This is a genomic window from Microbacterium sp. 22195 (genome assembly GCF_052056515.1).
Classification (GTDB): domain Bacteria; phylum Actinomycetota; class Actinomycetes; order Actinomycetales; family Microbacteriaceae; genus Microbacterium.
Genome location: NZ_JBQEPE010000003.1, coordinates 209,440 through 224,270 on the forward strand (window position 1 = coordinate 209,440; position 14,831 = coordinate 224,270).

At 62.3% G+C, this 14,831-nt stretch carries 32 protein-coding genes and 1 tRNA gene; all 33 read right to left on the reverse strand.

Annotated elements, in window-relative coordinates; all coding sequences use genetic code 11:
* Positions 1 to 24 precede the first annotated feature (24 nt).
* The 33 genes from ACTJJ4_RS11635 to ACTJJ4_RS11795 all read right to left on the reverse strand — a co-directional run bounded on the left by ACTJJ4_RS11635 (position 25) and on the right by ACTJJ4_RS11795 (position 14,740).
* Positions 25 to 183: a hypothetical protein gene (locus ACTJJ4_RS11635; protein WP_440943460.1), complete on the reverse strand. Its 159-nt coding sequence runs from the start codon at positions 181 to 183 to the stop codon at positions 25 to 27.
* 251 nt (positions 184 to 434) lie between these two features.
* Positions 435 to 602 (reverse strand): DUF7455 domain-containing protein, encoded by a 168-nt coding sequence (locus ACTJJ4_RS11640; protein ID WP_440943461.1) that lies wholly within the window; start codon positions 600 to 602, stop codon positions 435 to 437.
* A gap of 13 nt (positions 603 to 615) precedes the next feature.
* Positions 616 to 1,773 (reverse strand): hypothetical protein, encoded by a 1,158-nt coding sequence (locus ACTJJ4_RS11645; protein WP_440943462.1) that lies wholly within the window; start codon positions 1,771 to 1,773, stop codon positions 616 to 618.
* Positions 1,774 to 2,091: 318 nt separating this feature from the next.
* Positions 2,092 to 2,769: an NUMOD4 domain-containing protein gene (locus tag ACTJJ4_RS11650; RefSeq protein ID WP_440943463.1), complete on the reverse strand. Its 678-nt coding sequence runs from the start codon at positions 2,767 to 2,769 to the stop codon at positions 2,092 to 2,094.
* Positions 2,770 to 2,847: 78 nt separating this feature from the next.
* Positions 2,848 to 2,985: a hypothetical protein gene (locus ACTJJ4_RS11655; protein WP_440943464.1), complete on the reverse strand. Its 138-nt coding sequence runs from the start codon at positions 2,983 to 2,985 to the stop codon at positions 2,848 to 2,850.
* 215 nt (positions 2,986 to 3,200) lie between these two features.
* Positions 3,201 to 3,285 (reverse strand) — tRNA-Leu (locus tag ACTJJ4_RS11660).
* 259 nt (positions 3,286 to 3,544) lie between these two features.
* A complete protein-coding gene (locus ACTJJ4_RS11665; RefSeq protein ID WP_440943465.1) occupies positions 3,545 to 3,748 on the reverse strand; it encodes a hypothetical protein in 204 nt (67 codons plus the stop codon).
* The gene (locus ACTJJ4_RS11670; protein WP_440943466.1) at positions 3,745 to 4,359 is read right to left on the reverse strand and encodes a DUF7341 domain-containing protein; all 615 of its coding nucleotides are present in this window, start codon (positions 4,357 to 4,359) and stop codon (positions 3,745 to 3,747) included. The genes ACTJJ4_RS11665 and ACTJJ4_RS11670 overlap by 4 nt, the downstream gene beginning before the upstream one ends.
* Positions 4,356 to 4,670 (reverse strand): hypothetical protein, encoded by a 315-nt coding sequence (locus tag ACTJJ4_RS11675; protein WP_440943467.1) that lies wholly within the window; start codon positions 4,668 to 4,670, stop codon positions 4,356 to 4,358. The genes ACTJJ4_RS11670 and ACTJJ4_RS11675 overlap by 4 nt, the downstream gene beginning before the upstream one ends.
* Positions 4,670 to 4,876, reverse strand: coding sequence for a hypothetical protein (locus tag ACTJJ4_RS11680; protein ID WP_440943468.1), 207 nt, complete (start codon positions 4,874 to 4,876; stop codon positions 4,670 to 4,672). Before ACTJJ4_RS11680 ends, ACTJJ4_RS11675 begins: the two co-directional genes overlap by 1 nt.
* Positions 4,869 to 5,123, reverse strand: coding sequence for a hypothetical protein (locus tag ACTJJ4_RS11685; protein ID WP_440943469.1), 255 nt, complete (start codon positions 5,121 to 5,123; stop codon positions 4,869 to 4,871). The genes ACTJJ4_RS11680 and ACTJJ4_RS11685 overlap by 8 nt, the downstream gene beginning before the upstream one ends.
* Positions 5,120 to 5,620 carry a hypothetical protein gene (locus tag ACTJJ4_RS11690; protein ID WP_440943470.1) on the reverse strand — a complete coding sequence of 167 codons (501 nt, stop codon included), beginning with the start codon at positions 5,618 to 5,620 and terminating at the stop codon, positions 5,120 to 5,122. The genes ACTJJ4_RS11685 and ACTJJ4_RS11690 overlap by 4 nt, the downstream gene beginning before the upstream one ends.
* Positions 5,617 to 5,946 (reverse strand): hypothetical protein, encoded by a 330-nt coding sequence (locus ACTJJ4_RS11695; protein WP_440943471.1) that lies wholly within the window; start codon positions 5,944 to 5,946, stop codon positions 5,617 to 5,619. The genes ACTJJ4_RS11690 and ACTJJ4_RS11695 overlap by 4 nt, the downstream gene beginning before the upstream one ends.
* 8 nt (positions 5,947 to 5,954) lie before the next feature.
* Positions 5,955 to 6,422 carry a single-stranded DNA-binding protein gene (locus tag ACTJJ4_RS11700; protein ID WP_440943472.1) on the reverse strand — a complete coding sequence of 156 codons (468 nt, stop codon included), beginning with the start codon at positions 6,420 to 6,422 and terminating at the stop codon, positions 5,955 to 5,957.
* A complete protein-coding gene (locus ACTJJ4_RS11705) occupies positions 6,419 to 6,715 on the reverse strand; it encodes a hypothetical protein (RefSeq protein ID WP_440943473.1) in 297 nt (98 codons plus the stop codon). The genes ACTJJ4_RS11700 and ACTJJ4_RS11705 overlap by 4 nt, the downstream gene beginning before the upstream one ends.
* Entirely contained in the window at positions 6,712 to 7,113 is a 402-nt protein-coding gene (locus ACTJJ4_RS11710; RefSeq protein WP_440943474.1) for a hypothetical protein, read from the reverse strand. The genes ACTJJ4_RS11705 and ACTJJ4_RS11710 overlap by 4 nt, the downstream gene beginning before the upstream one ends.
* Positions 7,064 to 7,855, reverse strand: a complete 792-nt coding sequence (locus tag ACTJJ4_RS11715; RefSeq protein WP_440943475.1) for a hypothetical protein — start codon at positions 7,853 to 7,855, stop codon at positions 7,064 to 7,066. Before ACTJJ4_RS11715 ends, ACTJJ4_RS11710 begins: the two co-directional genes overlap by 50 nt.
* Positions 7,827 to 8,228 carry an HNH endonuclease gene (locus tag ACTJJ4_RS11720; protein WP_440943476.1) on the reverse strand — a complete coding sequence of 134 codons (402 nt, stop codon included), beginning with the start codon at positions 8,226 to 8,228 and terminating at the stop codon, positions 7,827 to 7,829. Before ACTJJ4_RS11720 ends, ACTJJ4_RS11715 begins: the two co-directional genes overlap by 29 nt.
* Positions 8,225 to 8,467 (reverse strand): WhiB family transcriptional regulator, encoded by a 243-nt coding sequence (locus ACTJJ4_RS11725; RefSeq protein ID WP_440943477.1) that lies wholly within the window; start codon positions 8,465 to 8,467, stop codon positions 8,225 to 8,227. Before ACTJJ4_RS11725 ends, ACTJJ4_RS11720 begins: the two co-directional genes overlap by 4 nt.
* Complete coding sequence (locus ACTJJ4_RS11730) at positions 8,467 to 8,835, reverse strand: hypothetical protein (RefSeq protein WP_440943478.1); 369 nt, start codon at positions 8,833 to 8,835, stop codon at positions 8,467 to 8,469. Before ACTJJ4_RS11730 ends, ACTJJ4_RS11725 begins: the two co-directional genes overlap by 1 nt.
* 70 nt (positions 8,836 to 8,905) lie before the next feature.
* On the reverse strand, positions 8,906 to 9,145 hold the full coding sequence (locus tag ACTJJ4_RS11735; protein ID WP_440943479.1) for a hypothetical protein: 240 nt from the start codon (positions 9,143 to 9,145) through the stop codon (positions 8,906 to 8,908).
* A complete protein-coding gene (locus ACTJJ4_RS11740) occupies positions 9,142 to 9,693 on the reverse strand; it encodes a hypothetical protein (protein WP_440943480.1) in 552 nt (183 codons plus the stop codon). Before ACTJJ4_RS11740 ends, ACTJJ4_RS11735 begins: the two co-directional genes overlap by 4 nt.
* 3 nt (positions 9,694 to 9,696) lie before the next feature.
* Positions 9,697 to 9,915, reverse strand: a complete 219-nt coding sequence (locus tag ACTJJ4_RS11745) for a hypothetical protein (RefSeq protein WP_440943481.1) — start codon at positions 9,913 to 9,915, stop codon at positions 9,697 to 9,699.
* Positions 9,915 to 10,730 (reverse strand): PD-(D/E)XK nuclease-like domain-containing protein, encoded by an 816-nt coding sequence (locus ACTJJ4_RS11750; RefSeq protein WP_440943482.1) that lies wholly within the window; start codon positions 10,728 to 10,730, stop codon positions 9,915 to 9,917. Before ACTJJ4_RS11750 ends, ACTJJ4_RS11745 begins: the two co-directional genes overlap by 1 nt.
* A complete protein-coding gene (locus ACTJJ4_RS11755) occupies positions 10,727 to 10,999 on the reverse strand; it encodes a hypothetical protein (protein ID WP_440943483.1) in 273 nt (90 codons plus the stop codon). Before ACTJJ4_RS11755 ends, ACTJJ4_RS11750 begins: the two co-directional genes overlap by 4 nt.
* Positions 10,996 to 11,265 carry a hypothetical protein gene (locus tag ACTJJ4_RS11760; RefSeq protein WP_440943484.1) on the reverse strand — a complete coding sequence of 90 codons (270 nt, stop codon included), beginning with the start codon at positions 11,263 to 11,265 and terminating at the stop codon, positions 10,996 to 10,998. Before ACTJJ4_RS11760 ends, ACTJJ4_RS11755 begins: the two co-directional genes overlap by 4 nt.
* A complete protein-coding gene (locus ACTJJ4_RS11765) occupies positions 11,262 to 11,645 on the reverse strand; it encodes a hypothetical protein (RefSeq protein ID WP_440943485.1) in 384 nt (127 codons plus the stop codon). The genes ACTJJ4_RS11760 and ACTJJ4_RS11765 overlap by 4 nt, the downstream gene beginning before the upstream one ends.
* Complete coding sequence (locus ACTJJ4_RS11770) at positions 11,642 to 12,046, reverse strand: hypothetical protein (RefSeq protein ID WP_440943486.1); 405 nt, start codon at positions 12,044 to 12,046, stop codon at positions 11,642 to 11,644. Before ACTJJ4_RS11770 ends, ACTJJ4_RS11765 begins: the two co-directional genes overlap by 4 nt.
* A 354-nt stretch (positions 12,047 to 12,400) precedes the next feature.
* Entirely contained in the window at positions 12,401 to 12,565 is a 165-nt protein-coding gene (locus ACTJJ4_RS11775; protein ID WP_440943487.1) for a hypothetical protein, read from the reverse strand.
* 259 nt (positions 12,566 to 12,824) lie between these two features.
* The gene (locus tag ACTJJ4_RS11780) at positions 12,825 to 13,268 is read right to left on the reverse strand and encodes a DNA methyltransferase (protein WP_440943488.1); all 444 of its coding nucleotides are present in this window, start codon (positions 13,266 to 13,268) and stop codon (positions 12,825 to 12,827) included.
* Between the two features lie 204 nt (positions 13,269 to 13,472).
* Positions 13,473 to 13,838: a hypothetical protein gene (locus tag ACTJJ4_RS11785; RefSeq protein WP_440943489.1), complete on the reverse strand. Its 366-nt coding sequence runs from the start codon at positions 13,836 to 13,838 to the stop codon at positions 13,473 to 13,475.
* A gap of 1 nt (position 13,839) precedes the next feature.
* Entirely contained in the window at positions 13,840 to 14,079 is a 240-nt protein-coding gene (locus ACTJJ4_RS11790) for a hypothetical protein (protein WP_440943490.1), read from the reverse strand.
* Between the two features lie 169 nt (positions 14,080 to 14,248).
* A complete protein-coding gene (locus tag ACTJJ4_RS11795) occupies positions 14,249 to 14,740 on the reverse strand; it encodes an HNH endonuclease (RefSeq protein ID WP_440943491.1) in 492 nt (163 codons plus the stop codon).
* Between the last annotated feature and the right edge of the window lie 91 nt (positions 14,741 to 14,831).

Consider the following 14,831-nt stretch of genomic DNA (forward strand, 5'->3'; position numbering starts at 1 on the left):
ACCCATGCACCGCAGGAGCAGCCTTCACGCATCGGGTCGTCTCCGGTTCTTCATGTGCCGCCAGTACCTGTCGGTGAGTGGCCCGCCGATGATGTTCTCGATGGTGATGGTTTCGAACAGGAGGAGGGTGAAGAACAGGGCGAGGTAGGCGATGGGTTTCTCGAGGCTGGTGAGGGGTCTCATTGGTGGCCTTCGAGTTTGCATCGTCCGCAGAAGAGGCGTTCGAGTCCGAGGGTGACGCCGTGTTCGTCGAGCCTGTAGATGCGTGTCCATCGGAGTGCTGTGTATCCGCAGATGGGGCAGTCTCCGGGGATGGGTTCGACGCGGGCGTGGAGTGTGACGGTGAGTGGGTTAGTCATCGTCTTCGCCTACGTGGAAGTCGTCGGGTGACGGCAGGAGGAAGTCGCCGTCACCCTCAAGGTGTGCCGTGTGGTTCATGACACAACCTCGTAGATCAGGGCGCCCGCTGCGGTGAGGGCATCCTGGTTGGTGTTCTTGTGGTGGCCGCACATTGCGAGGGTGCGGCCGGATGGGAGTGCGACGATCCACAGGGCGCGGGCCGCTGTGCACTGGTCGCAGGCTATGAACGATTCCCCATACACGATCCCGTTCCTTTCACAGAACAGTCAGCGACTGCAGGTCGAACCCGTCTTCGGTGATGTCGAATACCAGCAGCCCGGCATCTGAGTCACCGCCGCCGACGTTGCGGAACCATGACGACCCGTTGTCGGTTGTGCACGCCTGCAACCACCACTTCTGTCTCCCTGTGGCCGGGTTGCGGCCGGATGGGATGACGGTGAGGTGGTGATAGTGACCAGACAGGAGAATGTCAGCTGTTGCGGTTGGCATTCCGCCGTGCTGCTGCTTCTGCCACCAGCCGATCGCCTGACCGGGAGAGAACTGATTCCCGTGCACAACACCCAAGCCGGTGCCGAGAGCATCGAACACTACCGACTCGTTGTACATGTCAGGGATCGTCCAGTGCGCATCGATGCCAGCGGCGCGTGCCAGCTTCTCGACTTGTTTGTGAATGAACAGTCCCAGGTCGTCACCGGGACGACCAAGGTTCTGTTTCCCGTTCCGCCACGCGGTGTGGTTCGAGGTGACCGCGACAACATCGACGCGCCCGTGGGCTTGCAGCACGTCAATGAACCTGTACAGCTCGGTGCCGGCGAGATCCATCTGCTGTGCAAGTGACAGGTCGTTTGTGAAGAGCGGGTTGCCGCCCGATTCGAACCCTTCGAACAGGTCACCAACCTCAGCAAGAACGGTCGCTTGCGGTTTGCGCGCCTGCAGGTGGTTGGCGAGTCGTTCCCGCATGCCTTCGAGCCGGTCGATGAGTTCTGGTGTCCCACCGCGGTGGTCAACCTTCCCGGCCTGCACATCCGACAGCGCGACAACAGTTACCCGCTGTGCGGGTGTCGTGCGGGTTTTGGCGCGCGGCTTGCGTCGAGCTGCCGCATACAGAGCTGGCAAGTCGATCGCGTCTTCGTCCTCGCCGATGCGCTCGGTCTGGAAGAAGAACGAGTAGGTGTCTTCCTTGCCGTGGTGGGTTTTCGTCCACTGGCTGATGCGTCCGACGATGCGGAACACGTCCGGGTTGAACCCGGCGAGCTCAAGCAGCTGTCGTTCGTCGGAGATGACGGTGCGGACGGGTCCGGTTGCGCCTTCACCCTTGCCGGTCGCGGTGTCGAACTCTGCCCGCTGACGGTACTGTTTCGGCACCGGGGTGTTCGCGATTTCGGTTGCACCAATTCGGTCTGCGATGCTCATCTCTGGGCTCGCTTGCGTCTCCACGCGCCGAATGTGGTGTCGGCGATCTTCGGTGCCCCCTCAGCTTCGAGGACACGTTGCAGGTCGATGTGACGCCACTGTGGGTCGAGGATCGCGGCCTCAACAGCCTTACGGTCCTTATCGCTCAGCTTCTCAACCCACAGGTCAAGGACGCTTTGCGTGCCCTTCGTTGCGGGTGGTGTTGCGAGTCGATTTGCAAGCGACACGATGCCGCCCCTTTCGAGATTTGACGGAACAAACTATTAGGTGCATGCCGGATAGTTCGCGAATATCAGTCGTCGGCGACTTCGACGACGGTCATTGTCGCCTCCTGAGCCTGTCTCGTTTGGTCTGGCACTTCTTGCATCGCCAGTAGTTTCCGCGGCGGTAGGTGTTTTCTTCGGTCAGTTCGTGCCCCCACTTGCAGTGGGTGCGCTCTACTACTGGCGCGAACAGCCGTGCGTACTCTGCGTCAGCCAGATCTTGAGTGACGGTGGCACCGGACATTTTGGCCTTGGCTTGCGCATGTGCACACGCCTTGCACCGTCTCTGGTTCCCCCAGATTGATAGGTTCTCCCTGGTCATCGGGTGCCCTCTGCGGCAATGCGTGGCGTATGCCGTGCCGTGCTTATACCGGTCTTGCGAATTCGCGTAGGCCGTGTCCCACCTCAGGTTGCTCGCATGGTTGTTACCGGGATTGCCGTCGTTGTGACACCCCATAAGCCCTGGCTCGCGAGGTCCGACGAATGCGTCGAGAACAAGCTGATGCACCTTGTGGGTGACCTGAATGCCACGCGCTCCGCGCGAGAGCGTGACCTGCATGTGCCCGGTCTTGGGGTGCGGCTGTTGGGCCATGATCGCTCCGCGCCGGCGGCGTCCGATCCCATCAAGTCGGTCTATGGATCGAACTCGGCCATGAGTGCTTACTTCGTAGGCCTCTTCATAGCCCCGAATGGGCTTCCATACTTCTGTGTCTTCCATGTTGTGGTCTCCCATGTCGGTGGGTATAGAAAACGCCCACCGCGCGGGAGCTAACCGCCGTGGGCACTCACCCCCGACAGGGTGAGCGGTCTATCAGTTGTTGAAGTCGTCCTCGTCGTTGAGCGGCGAGCAGCACATAGAGGCGGCGATCGCGTACCGGAATGCCGTGCCGCAGTCGTCGCACACATAGGGCAGGGTTTCGTCGGGGTGCTCGGTGATGTCGGTCGACATGCTGGGTCTCCGCTCTGAGACGTGGGTCGAAGGGGGAAGTAGTACCCGACCGTCAGCAGTCCCGCGTGTGCCCTATGGTGTTTGCGGCGGTTGCGGTCGGGAAGAGGTGCCAGGCGGGCATACGGGCCCCTTATCGGCGGGTTGCTACTCTGCGCTTGCCTGGTCTTCTGCGAGGGGTGCACCTGTTCCGCCCGAACGGGCCAGACCTCGCATTGTCCCCGGTGCACGATTCGAACGTGCGGCGCCCTCTCGGGCCACGGATTTTGAATCCGCTGCGTCTACCAGTTCCGCCAACCGGGGCTGCTCGCCTCACCATTACGCGGCTCGAGCGTGTGACCGACTGTAAGCCTGTGGCTAGGGCCGGTGTTTGTTGGGTTGCGCACGTTGGGGTCGTGCGCTTAGGTGCCGCACGTCACTGCGGCATCCTCGACCGGTTTTCCAGGGACCGCATGATCAACCTGACATGTCCGGGAGGCATAAGAAAACCCCGGGCTACTTGGCCTGGGGCTTCGATTTCGGACGCACTTGTCCGAGGCAGTTCCGATGATAGCACACCGAACTACATTCGTGTAGTTCGATACTCGCGCTTGTCGTTCTCGTCCTTCCGCCCATCCTCATAGCCTCGCCAGTACTCACGGTCGGGGAGACTCTTCGCGACCTCTGACATCTCGGCGGCGAACTTCTCAAGTGCTGCCGCCATCGCGCTGCTGTAAGCGGCGGCAAGACGACCAATGAGACCGAACCTCTCTGTGGTTTCTTTCATGATGCCTCCTTCTCGTCGAGTTCGTCGCGGAGTTCTTCCATCGCTTCCACCCCGGACCACACATTCTGGCATGCGCGGCACAGCACCTTCGCGCCCCGCCAGAACCTGTCGTCGTTGGAACGGTACGTCATCACCAGCGGGTTGCGGATCAGGTCGCCCGCATCGTTCGTGAACTCGCCCTGACCACACACGGGGCAGGCGGCGGTGATCTCGAGCGTCTTCGGTGGGTTCACCATCATCCGGATCTGTCCCGCCCATGATCGCAGCTGCGCCAGGTAGAACGTCTCTGGATTCGTGGACGCCGGTCGTGCCACATACCAGGACCGCAAATCCACCACGGGGTCACGAGTCACAGGGGCGCCGGCCATCCTGCACCAGTCACCAATCGTGGATGTGATGACCGCCGCCTGATACAACGCGTCACCGTCGAGGACATTCCGGGTCCATGGTGAACCACCGGCACCTGACCCGGATCTGATCGACGAAGACACAGCATCCTGAAGTTGCACCAGGAGGGGGTCTTCGGTCGCCCACGTATGCCCGTCGTCGGTTTCCACCCTCACCGGTTTCGGCAACGTGAGCTCGTCAACAACTTCCTGCAAGTCGGTCACTTGCTTTCTCCGTTCTCGTCTACGGGGAGCCAAACCTCGGCCTGTTCGGCCAGACGTTCAGTACGCTCCCGCGCCGCATCCCACGTCACGCGTGCCCCACACCGGCACGTCGTGCATGGCGGTGCAGTGTGGGGCAGCCGGCATGGGCGACGTTCTCCCTGTTCGGCTTCCCACTCGGCGCGCTTCTGTGCATCGTGGGCGGCCAGCCAGCGGTCGAACTCGCCCCATGCTGACGAGCCACGCCGTCTATCCCCGGATGCCGCCCAGTACTGTTCACGCACTTCCTCGGTCGTCGGCGTGTAGTCGGTCATCACGCCCCCTCTCTGGGGACAACCTTGTAGGTCCTCCCCTTCTGCATCTGTCGGCCGTGCTTCGCCGCTTTCTCGGCCTCAGCCTCGGTGCGGAAGTGGTGATGGAACACGCCACCATCGCGGTAGCGCTCGATGACTGTCCACGGCAGAAGGGACATCGGTCGCTCCACCACGCGGGCTTCGGTTGGCCTGTAGCCGTCAGCCACGGTCTTCCTCCTCGGTCAGTTCAGCCCTGGTCTCAGGTGTTGCCCAGTGGTGCTCGTGCGAGCGGTACGCGTAGAGGTTGATCCCGACCAGCGGAATATCGATCTCGCCCTTGCTTGTGTTGCTGAAGACACCGTGTGTGAACGCCCGCAGCGTACCCTCGACGTGATTGCCGGTCGTGCTCACGAACGTGATCCTCTTGCCGAGGTCGGCTCGGTTCAAGGTCGAGAGCGCGCGCTTACGAGTCATCGGCTCTCTCCTGTCTCGTTGAACGCGGCACGCAGAGCGACCTTCCATGCCTGACGGGTGACGCCCATCCGCCGAGGTGTCAGGAAGCCGTCATCAGGTCCGAATGTGAACTCGTGGAACGCCTTCTGTGCTGCGTCTGCCTGCGCGTCGGTCGGTTCTCCCTGGAACCCGCCAAGCTCCTCCTCGTGACGGATCGGGCGGTTGGGTGCTTCATCCAGGGCGCGGGTGAGGATGCGCGTTTCCACGCATGTCAGGTCGCTCCGGTAGCACTCATGTGCGTGCCCCAGGGCGTCCTCGATCGCATCCCGGTAGCGGTCGCGCTCAGCTAGCAGGTTGTCGTGGGCCAGACGGTCGGCCTTGTCCCACTCCTGACGATGCTGATGCTCGGCTTCGAGGGCGTCGGCCAGGCGGGTCAGTAGATCCGCGTCCTGCGCCCACGCCGTGAATGGTGCTTCTTCGCGCGCCTCCGCGATGAGGGCGGGGATGTCCTGCGTCATGATGCTCCTTCCTGGTCGTAGGTGGCGAGAATGGCGTTCAAGCCGAGGTACTGCTTGTACGACACCGTTGGCGCTTGGTCTGACATCCACCAGCCGCGCACCTTCTCGATGCACTCGCGTGCTCGGCGGAGTTCAGCGATGAGGGCGAGCACGGTGGGCGGGTCGAACGCGGCGATGTGGAGCATCGTCGGCGTGGATGTGCGAACGACTGGGGCCACCCCGAGGATCTCGTACGCACCCCGCTCCCGCCGCGACGGGATCGCAAGCCACGGCCCCGGTGTTGCTGCTCGTGCGACCGCTTCGAGTTCGTCCAGGTTGATCGTCATGACTGCTCCTAAAACGGGGTGTCGTCGCCGAAGCTGCCCGGGGTGCTCCACGCGTCGCTCTGCGCGCCTCCCGGAGTGCTCCATGGCTCATCGGACGTGGACTGTGCGTTAGGCGTTCCTGAGCGACCCTGGGACCGATCCGAAGGACGCGGAATGACACCGAGAGTCGCGAACTTCAGATCCGTTTCAACCGCGATCGAACCATCCTGCTTCTGATACGCACGCGGCACCGGCTGACCCGTGATCGTCACAAGGTCACGCTTCGCAACCCCCGCCACGATCACATCCGCCTGCTCATCCCAGAACGACGCCGTGAACCATGCCGTTTCACCCGCGTCCTCCCACTGGTTCGTCTGCTTGTTGAACTTGCGGGGCGTGTGCGGGACGGTGACCTTCACGACCCGGTGCCCGTTCACATCCCGAACCTCGAGCTCATTCGCCACGAAACCCTCAACTGTGGTGGTTGCCTTGCTCACGACGTCTCCTTGTTCTTCCGCTGTCCGCGGTCTCTGTTCGCCTGCAGCCCAACCTTGTGTCGGGCCGTCTTGATGTAGTTGATGGTTTCGCCCGTCTTCTCGGCGATCTCCCTGTCCGTGAACCCCTGACGCGCCAACGCCACCACTGCCGCGGACCGGGACAGCCTTGGGCGCTCAAGGCCCCGCACTGCTTCCACGAGAAGATCAGCGATGCTGATGCCACGGTTGTCTGCTTCGGACGCGAGACGACCCCACACCCGCAACGGAACCTCGATCTTTGCCGTCTGACTCACCGCGGCACCTCCCCAACCCGTCGCGCGTGCACACGCATCCCGATCTGCTGCTCGTAGACAGCGACTTCCCGGTCGACCGCAACCTGATCACCGGACTGGTAGGCGGCCGTCATCGCCGCCATGTTCAACGGGGCCGACGCGAACTGTCCCGGTCTCGGAAGTTCACGGAACGCGGGAGGCTGCGACGAACCACGCGCCCGTTTCACGCCGGCCCGGATGTGGTTCGGCATCAGCCAGTCGTCCGAGTTGCGGTAGTGCTCACGGGCCGCTTCGGTCGCTTCGATCAGGTCGATGTCGGACAGGTCATCCGCCCACACCGTGGCGACCTCGATGTCGACTGTTCGCCCGTCACGAGCTGAGGCCAGGGCCAATAGCTGGAATGCTTCCTGCGTGTTCATCTGCACCTCCAAAGATGCGCCGATACTCTGCGGCGTTCTGCGCCGCCTTCGACTGTTTGCGTGGCTGCGCCGGGGCAGCGCCTTGTCTCTGCTGGTTGAACTCGGCGGCCTTGCGCAGCCAGTTCGTGAAACCCGTGTTCCAGTTCTTCAACCGGCGTTGAGTCTGCTCTGCTCTCGCCCGGAACTTCTGGTACTCGTGCTGCACGTTGAGGTGCAGTGAGTTCGCCTTGTCGATGTGACCTTGGTTTGGTCGCCAATCGTCCGGTATGAGGTCGCCGCGGTCGTCGGATTCATCCGGCGACAAAGAGTTCTCTATCTCGTTAGAGATAGAGGGTCGGGTCGGGTCGGGTCGGGTCGGGTCGGGGGCGGCGTTACCGTCTTCGTCATGCGACGCGTTAGTAACGCCGTTACCAGTCCTCTCTCGCCAAGCGTTTACGCGATTTCTTGTGGCCTCACGCTTACTCTCAACTTGTGCTTTGGAGGGCTGATACTCGTGCCACGAGTGAAAGACGAACGCGTCACCATCGATCGACCAGAGGCCCACGGAGATAAGTTCGTCGGCTGACCGGCGTCTCGCGCGGAACATTCGGAGCATCGAAACAGGCACTCGGCCGTCTGTGAGATGCCCCGCCGACCATGATCCAGCACGCAACCAAAGGGCAGTTGCGCCATCGCTCAGGTCTGCAGTCTTTGGGTGCGACCAGAAGTGGTCATCAACTTTGAACCAGGGAATGCGGATCACCTCCGTTGAATAGAAGAGCGGCTGCCGATTCCGACAGCCGCTCAAGGTTTCCTTCATCGTCGGGGAGAACCCACACGCCCCGATACAGGACCGGTTGCAGTTCCGACCTGTACCCGCGGCCGATCGCCAACCCCTCACGCTCACCGTCGCGATGCGCGCGACCATGACAACCGCTCGTGTTCCCGAACCCGCACAAGTGAATGAGGTTGTGCACATCATGAGACCCGCCACGGCTTAGGTACTGCCGATGGTGGATGTCCTTCGCGGGACGGTCACCACACGACTCACACACACCGCCTGATCGCCGTTCGACGATGCGACGGTTCTTCGCTGGGATCTTCTTCGGTTGCTTCACCGGTCTCTGCCCGATCATGACGCTCTCCTCAGTCGTCGTCTGGCTGTGGGTGTTAAACCGCCCCAGATGCCGTCTGGTTCGTTCGTGTCCAACGCGTGTTGCAGGCACAGGTCACGGACAGGGCAGGACTGGCAGACGCGTCGCGCTTTATCCGCACACCGCGAATCACCCGGCTCAGGGAACCAGAATTCGCCGCCTACCTGCGCGCACAGGGCGTCTGCCATCCACGGGGCCGGGGTGGTGAGCGTGAATATCATCACGACGCCACCAGTCCCAGTTCGATGAGTCGTGCGAACATCTCGGCGCTCATGGTCACGTACTGTTCCGCGGGGTCGGTGGTGCCGCGTTTCTTGTGCATGACGACACCGATCACGGCATCGTCGTTGCCCCGCTCAACCTCGGCTTCGCGCAGCCAGGCGGGAAGACTCATGGTCGCGGTGTTCTTGCATTCGATGACCACCCGCCCACCAGGAACACGCACACCACCAATGTCGCCGCGGTCCTTGGCGCCGGTTTTCACGCGCCGGTCGATGCGGTCGTCGTTGAGCCTGTGGGCGAGCCAGTCGGCCTGTCTGCGTTCGAAGTCGGCGCCGGCTTTCTTCGCTGATGCACGTGTTCGTGTCATCGGTTCCTCCTACAGATGTGAAGAGGACCGCACCCAAACATGGGGTGCGGTCCTCGAAAGGGTGTGGCTGCTACTTCAGTCCGATGCGTTCCATGACTGTCGGGTACTCAGTGGCCGGGTCAAGCCACCGCAACGCACCCTCGGCGCCCTCGAAGTACGCCTTGTACGTGAGTGCTTCGATGATCAGTTCCGCTAACGGGCGCATGTGAGCATTCGGCTGCCATTCGTCTTCCCACTCTCGGATGACGTGAGCGATCGTCTGCTCGGGTGTCTTCTCGTCGTGCGGCTCACGATCTGCGATGTCAATCACGACAGTTCTGCCTTCCGTTTGTTGGTTGCGGCGACCACATCGGGATGCTTCTGCACACCCTTCACTCCCGCCACATCCCACACGGCCTTCAACCCGGGAAGTGAATCGGCGTTCGCGATCTCAGCGAGCACATCCACCACCGCCGACTCATCAAAGGCAGGTGTTGCGATGACCCCGATGGTCACCTCGAGGTACTTCCCGCGGGTGATCGTGTGCGCCGTCTGAATTGGTTTCTCGATGTGCGACAGTGCGCTGACCCGGATGCCGCCGACGGGTTTCCCCGCCCAGAGCACGGTCGGCTCGTTGTAGAGCTCCATCTGTCGTCCGATCCACGCCTTCGCTTCAGTACCCCAAGCTTTCGCAAGGTCACGACGCACCGTCTTGGAGGGCTTGAACGGTCGGTCTTTGCCGTACTTGTCGGTGATGATGTGCACTGGCTGATCCGCGGGGCCAGCCTTCACGTCGACCACTGTCACGATGACGGGTTCGATCAGGTCAGAGGCATTCACCTGGTCCGACTTCGCCAGGATCGTTTCTGAAACGTCCATTCTCTACGCCTCCACCGCATCAAGTCGGCTGTCAGACACCCATCGGATGATCAGTTCTTCGTCATCGAATGTGACCGTGAAAGTGTTATCACGCTCACTTCCTGGAACGAGCGATCCACGGGCGCACGCGATTGCCTTCTCGAGCTCCGCTACGTTCGTTGGCCACTCGAGCGCCACTTCCTGAAACACCTGTGTGCGCGTGCGGCGGCTGTATGCAGCCATCAGATCTTGATCTCCTCTTCATCACCCTCAAACACGACCCATGTGGGGGCGGTGAGGGTTGCGGCGCCGTACCCGGGCCACGTGTTCGTCTCGACGCACTTCCGGTACGTTTCGCGGGCGTTGAATGCTTTCCCTGCGGCGACATCCATCCACATCGGATCGAGCTCGTACACGGCGACAAGATGTGGTGGTGCGGCCTCCACCACAACGAACTTGAATGACCGCAGTTGGTCGCCTGTCTCGGCGTAGTGAACGTCCGAATACCATGCGGATTGGATGTGGTAGCCGTACGATCCGACGGAACGGTTGAACCCGCGCGGTGACGCATCACGGGTGGATTTCAGGTCGCCCGCGTCGATCCCGTCGTATAGGTCGAACCGGGCGCGACATGGCACACCCTGCACGTCCTGGATGATGGACACTTCCCGACCCTGGATGCGTTCGAGTATCTGTCTCGCATCAGCGTCGGCGAGTACCGCTTCGGCCATCCGGTCGACCCGGTGTGCGTCTTTCTCCGTGATGGGGATGAGCCCTTTGGCCCGCTGCTCCTGCTCCCACTCGACCGTTGTCGCTTTCGTTGAGATGTTCCCGGTCGGGGTGAGGTGTTCGGGCGGGTAAGTGATGATGCTGGCACCAACACCGAGGATCTTCGCGTGTGCAGCGGACCCCAGATCGAACACTGCCTTGGGTGGTTGCGGGTGTTCCTGCCAGTACTTGAATCGTGCCGGCGAGTCGAGAATGAGACGAGCTCCGGTGCTGCTGAGCTCACTCCGAGAGTGATAGGTTCTCTCGGGCATGTCCGTGTAGATCGTCATTTGTTCTCCTCCTCAGGGGTGAGCCCCGCGATGCCTTCGGACTCGTAGATCCAGACGTCGCGAGCGTTGATGTAAAGCTCCCTGCCTTCGCCGCGGATGATGATGACGTAGTTCCGTTTCGACATCGCTTCGATGTGCACGGACATGTCATGGAGGAGGATCTCGTCGAGACGAACCTTCCCGTACGTGTTGTCGAAGGTGATCCGCTCACCGGGACGCGGTTCGATCCGGTGTTCTTCGTACTCGTCAGCCCATTTGCGTTCGTTCATCGCTCGCTCCCGTCCGTGCGGTTGGGGACGGTGAGCGCCGACAGGAGACCGGCCACTTGCTCGGGCGGGACTCCAGTTCCGAAGAGCGGGCACGACGCGGGCGGGCCTTCCCAGTCGCCGGGCTCGGTACTCCCCTGCGCAGCCGCGTTGCACTCGAAGCAGACCACGGCGTCAAACGTCGGGCACTCGTCCTCGTGCTCGCAGTCCTCCACCGCGCATCCGCTCTCGGCAAGCATCGGCATCGTGATCGGGGTGTGCGTGCTCATCGTGTCTCCTCACTCCGGTTCGGGCGGTCTGTCATCACGAGCTGCGCGCGCCCCTGGTCGTCGCAGACATCCCCGATGAACGTCGCTTCCTCGTCCACGGCGAACAGGTATCGTCCGTTCACCAGGCCAACCGTCGTGAATGGCGCATGCCCTCCCGGATGGAACATCGACACCGCGTAAGGCGGGTCGCCCACGTCGCCCATCAGGGCTTCGGCATCGTCTATGAATGCCCATGCCCGTTTCACTGGATCGCCCCACGTCGCGGGACCACCGGGAAGCCCAACAGATAGAGCCTCCGCCAGCATCCAGGTCTTCTCGTCGTGCCAGCACTCGTCCGCCATGTTGCTGTCCCGGCATCCCGGGCAGACGTACTCGCTCATCGCTCACTCCCGTCCGGGCGGACCGGAGTCCGGTCGTGCTCGCATGTGCAGTGGTTCGGCTCCGTGCACCCGGTGACCATGTGGCACCATTCCTCATGATGGATCGGGCGATCTGGGACAGCGCACGATGCGCAGATCGAGTCGCCGTCTTCGTCGATCCCAACGGCAGGGCGACGCACGCAGTACGAGCACACAACACCCTCGACGGTTTCGGCGTAGTGCGCTCGCACCTCCGCTTGCGTTGTCACGCCCAGCACCTCGGCGCGCAACTCGTCCAGGATCTCCATCGTGCGAGTCGTGAAGCAATCGCGGCGCACTAGGCGGTCCATCGCGAGGTCCACACCGCGCAGGATCGGGTTCGTCGCGACAGGCTCGGACTCGCCACGGAACAGATCAGTCATCTCGCTCCTGTTCTTGTTCATGCGGTTGCTTCCATCCGGTCGACGGTGGCGGCATCAATGGCCGCGTTGAGTGCTTGACGCCACATGGTCTGCGGGTAGATGTGGAGAACATGGGTGCCCGCGTACACGAACCATGACCCCAGGGATGACTGGTGGACCCGGTATCGCATCACGGCTCCTTCCGATAGCAGGTAGGCGACTTGTCTCGGTGGTGGGTGATCCAAATGGACGCACCGAGGGGTCGCGTCCACCATGATCGCGACCCGCATGTACCGCACGTGTACCGGCACCACAGCCGCCCGAACACGCGACGGTGTTTGGCTCGGATGGGCTTCTTAGCTGTCCAGCGGGCCATCAGTAATCCCCCTGTCTGACACGTGCGTCGTGTAGGCGTTTCTCGGCCCGTGCGACACCTTCCCGGTACACGGCTTGTGCGATCTGGTTCCCGAACAGGTCGGCACGTGCGAGTGCGTCTTGTTCGATCTGCAGACGCTTCTCCAACTGCTCAATCGACTGCATTTCGTCCTCCTATCCGAAGCAGGCTCTACAGCTGCAATGTGTTCGTGTCCCGCCGTTGTGGCATTTGCGGGATGGTTCGTGTGCTGGTGCGCCCGGGATCTTGCAGGTCGGGCATGGCGGGTTCAGGGATGTCACGTACTCGTCGGGGGTCATGCCCTTCTCCCACGCCGTACGCGCGGATGTCGGGTCCAACTCGCCACCGTTGATGTGTTCCGCGCCGACCAACCACCGGTCGAACGGGATCATGGCAGCGCCCATGTCAGATACCCCCAAAGTTGAACGCCTGCTGCGACAGGCGCTTCACGATCAGTTCGCAGTACTTCTCCTCGAGCTCCACGCCGACAGCGCGTCGGCCCGCGAGCTTCGCCGCGACCAGCGTTGAACCCGAGCCTGCGAACGGGTCAGCTATCAGCCCGTCCGTCATCTCGATCAACGCCTGCATGACCGGGACCGGCTTCGCGTGTGGGTGACCGTTCAGATAGCTGTGCATCCCAACGTCGGTAGTGAGCACCGACGACCTCTCCGCAGGGCGCTTCGGCCATGCGCCAGTAAGGAATACGAGTTCGGTGTCGTTGCGGAATCCGGTCGTACTCCCGACCACTCCGGCGTCGACGGGCTTGCGCCACACGAGCGTCTGCTTGACGCCCTTCGGCGCCGGGGCGCGCCATGACCCGAACACAGCGGCCGGGCGGTCCCCCCACATCTCGAGTACCTCATCGCGTGCGCCCGTGTCCTGGTCGTTCTGGATTCCGTCGTGCGCCTTCGACTTCGCAGCCTTATTGCGGCCTTTCTTCCATCCAATGCCGTAGGGCGGGTCGGTGACGAAGCACCTGGGCTCGCGTCCAACCGCGCACCGCTCTGCAGTCGCCGTGGTGCAGCTCTACGTACTCGTCTTCGTAGTACAGGCTCATGCCGTGTCCTTCCGCCAGTAGTCCGAGATGTCCATGTGGGCCTGTCTGGCGTTGTCGGCAAGGTTGAGCAGCTGTGCCCCGTCTCTCCTACCGACCGCGATCAGAACCCCCACATGCTTCTTCAGCTCGGACACGCGACGGTGGATGCTGTAGAACGCGACCACAGGCCAGTCCCAACGTTCCCGGTTCTGGAAATACCTGCGTTCCAGTTCGGCGGGGGTCTGCGGGCCGTGCTGATCGAGCATGTCCACCAGCACGTGCATCACCTTCTCGGACGCGTTACCGGACAGGTTGATCACCGCAAGCTTCGACTCGTCCGGGTCATCCGTGTGAGTCAAGTGGAGAGGATTGAACGCGGTCATGTCAGTTCTCCTTGTCGGTGGCGTCTCGGACCGTGGACTGGTACTGCAAGCGCATGAGCACCCGCGCGGCGTGCTGTTGGTGTTCCTGCGACGCTGGGCAGATCGTGCCGTCCCAGCCGAAGATGATGAAGTTGATCCACTGGCGGATCGCGTAGATGTTGTGCGGGTCTTCACGTCCGCGGAACGCCAGGAGGATCGGGTTCGTCGGGTTGCGCTGCGGGCGGATGCTGAACTGGGTCATGAGTAGTCCTTTTCGTGTGGTTCGTTCCACCCGCGCGGGCGGTAAACAAGACGGGTTTCGAGTACTGCGATGCGGTCCTCGAGGAAAGCGAGCCGGCGTGCGAGAACGTTCACCGGGTGACGTGGCGGGAGGCGACTGCAGAGAGCCGTGAAGATCGGCGGGTGCGTGATCATCTGACCGACCTGCCCCGTTTGCGCATCTTCTGCGCCTCCCAATCGAAGGGGAGCGCTTCAGCTCGAGCAGCGATTACCGTTTCGTTCGCTTCCTCGGCCGTATCGAAGATCCCGAGATAGTGCTCAACGCCATTGAGCCCAAAGCGAGCCGTCCACCGGCCATCGACATGTCGGTAGACGCCTCGGTAAGGGTTCTTTCCGCCGCGGCGCGCCGCGAGGCCCCTGTGTTGACTGTTCTGAGCGCTTGTCACGAGCCGGAGATGCTCAGGTCTGACGCACGCGCGGTTCCGGCAGAGGTGGTCGACCTGTAAACCCGCCGGTATGGGTCCATGGTGAATCTCGTAGGAGAAACGATGGGCTCGGACTACGCGTCCATAGACGCCGAGGTTGCCGTAGCCATCGGGAGAAACGCAGGCCGTCCAGATCCAGCAGTCGCCGCGTTTGTCGACCTTCTCCCAGAAACGCTCTCTTGGATCTCGAGCTCTCATGCCGTCCTCCCTTGAAAGATGAAAGAGGCCCGGGACGCCCCTAGTCCCGGGCCATGCCGCTGCAACTCCCCAGTGAGCGGCAGATAGCGAT

Coding starts and splice junctions, on each gene's coding strand:
- ACTJJ4_RS11635 (WP_440943460.1), bottom strand. CDS start 183: ATGAGACCCCTCACCAGCCTCGAGAAACCCATCGCCTACCTCGCCCTG.
- ACTJJ4_RS11645 (WP_440943462.1), bottom strand. CDS start 1,773: ATGAGCATCGCAGACCGAATTGGTGCAACCGAAATCGCGAACACCCCG.
- ACTJJ4_RS11650 (WP_440943463.1), bottom strand. CDS start 2,769: ATGGGAGACCACAACATGGAAGACACAGAAGTATGGAAGCCCATTCGG.
- ACTJJ4_RS11655 (WP_440943464.1), bottom strand. CDS start 2,985: ATGTCGACCGACATCACCGAGCACCCCGACGAAACCCTGCCCTATGTG.
- ACTJJ4_RS11665 (WP_440943465.1), bottom strand. CDS start 3,748: ATGAAAGAAACCACAGAGAGGTTCGGTCTCATTGGTCGTCTTGCCGCC.
- ACTJJ4_RS11675 (WP_440943467.1), bottom strand. CDS start 4,670: ATGACCGACTACACGCCGACGACCGAGGAAGTGCGTGAACAGTACTGG.
- ACTJJ4_RS11685 (WP_440943469.1), bottom strand. CDS start 5,123: ATGACTCGTAAGCGCGCGCTCTCGACCTTGAACCGAGCCGACCTCGGC.
- ACTJJ4_RS11690 (WP_440943470.1), bottom strand. CDS start 5,620: ATGACGCAGGACATCCCCGCCCTCATCGCGGAGGCGCGCGAAGAAGCA.
- ACTJJ4_RS11695 (WP_440943471.1), bottom strand. CDS start 5,946: ATGACGATCAACCTGGACGAACTCGAAGCGGTCGCACGAGCAGCAACA.
- ACTJJ4_RS11710 (WP_440943474.1), bottom strand. CDS start 7,113: ATGAACACGCAGGAAGCATTCCAGCTATTGGCCCTGGCCTCAGCTCGT.
- ACTJJ4_RS11720 (WP_440943476.1), bottom strand. CDS start 8,228: ATGATCGGGCAGAGACCGGTGAAGCAACCGAAGAAGATCCCAGCGAAG.
- ACTJJ4_RS11725 (WP_440943477.1), bottom strand. CDS start 8,467: ATGATATTCACGCTCACCACCCCGGCCCCGTGGATGGCAGACGCCCTG.
- ACTJJ4_RS11730 (WP_440943478.1), bottom strand. CDS start 8,835: ATGACACGAACACGTGCATCAGCGAAGAAAGCCGGCGCCGACTTCGAA.
- ACTJJ4_RS11740 (WP_440943480.1), bottom strand. CDS start 9,693: ATGGACGTTTCAGAAACGATCCTGGCGAAGTCGGACCAGGTGAATGCC.
- ACTJJ4_RS11745 (WP_440943481.1), bottom strand. CDS start 9,915: ATGGCTGCATACAGCCGCCGCACGCGCACACAGGTGTTTCAGGAAGTG.
- ACTJJ4_RS11750 (WP_440943482.1), bottom strand. CDS start 10,730: ATGACGATCTACACGGACATGCCCGAGAGAACCTATCACTCTCGGAGT.
- ACTJJ4_RS11755 (WP_440943483.1), bottom strand. CDS start 10,999: ATGAACGAACGCAAATGGGCTGACGAGTACGAAGAACACCGGATCGAA.
- ACTJJ4_RS11760 (WP_440943484.1), bottom strand. CDS start 11,265: ATGAGCACGCACACCCCGATCACGATGCCGATGCTTGCCGAGAGCGGA.
- ACTJJ4_RS11765 (WP_440943485.1), bottom strand. CDS start 11,645: ATGAGCGAGTACGTCTGCCCGGGATGCCGGGACAGCAACATGGCGGAC.
- ACTJJ4_RS11770 (WP_440943486.1), bottom strand. CDS start 12,046: ATGACTGATCTGTTCCGTGGCGAGTCCGAGCCTGTCGCGACGAACCCG.
- ACTJJ4_RS11775 (WP_440943487.1), bottom strand. CDS start 12,565: ATGCAGTCGATTGAGCAGTTGGAGAAGCGTCTGCAGATCGAACAAGAC.
- ACTJJ4_RS11780 (WP_440943488.1), bottom strand. CDS start 13,268: ATGTGGGGGGACCGCCCGGCCGCTGTGTTCGGGTCATGGCGCGCCCCG.
- ACTJJ4_RS11785 (WP_440943489.1), bottom strand. CDS start 13,838: ATGACCGCGTTCAATCCTCTCCACTTGACTCACACGGATGACCCGGAC.
- ACTJJ4_RS11790 (WP_440943490.1), bottom strand. CDS start 14,079: ATGACCCAGTTCAGCATCCGCCCGCAGCGCAACCCGACGAACCCGATC.
- ACTJJ4_RS11795 (WP_440943491.1), bottom strand. CDS start 14,740: ATGAGAGCTCGAGATCCAAGAGAGCGTTTCTGGGAGAAGGTCGACAAA.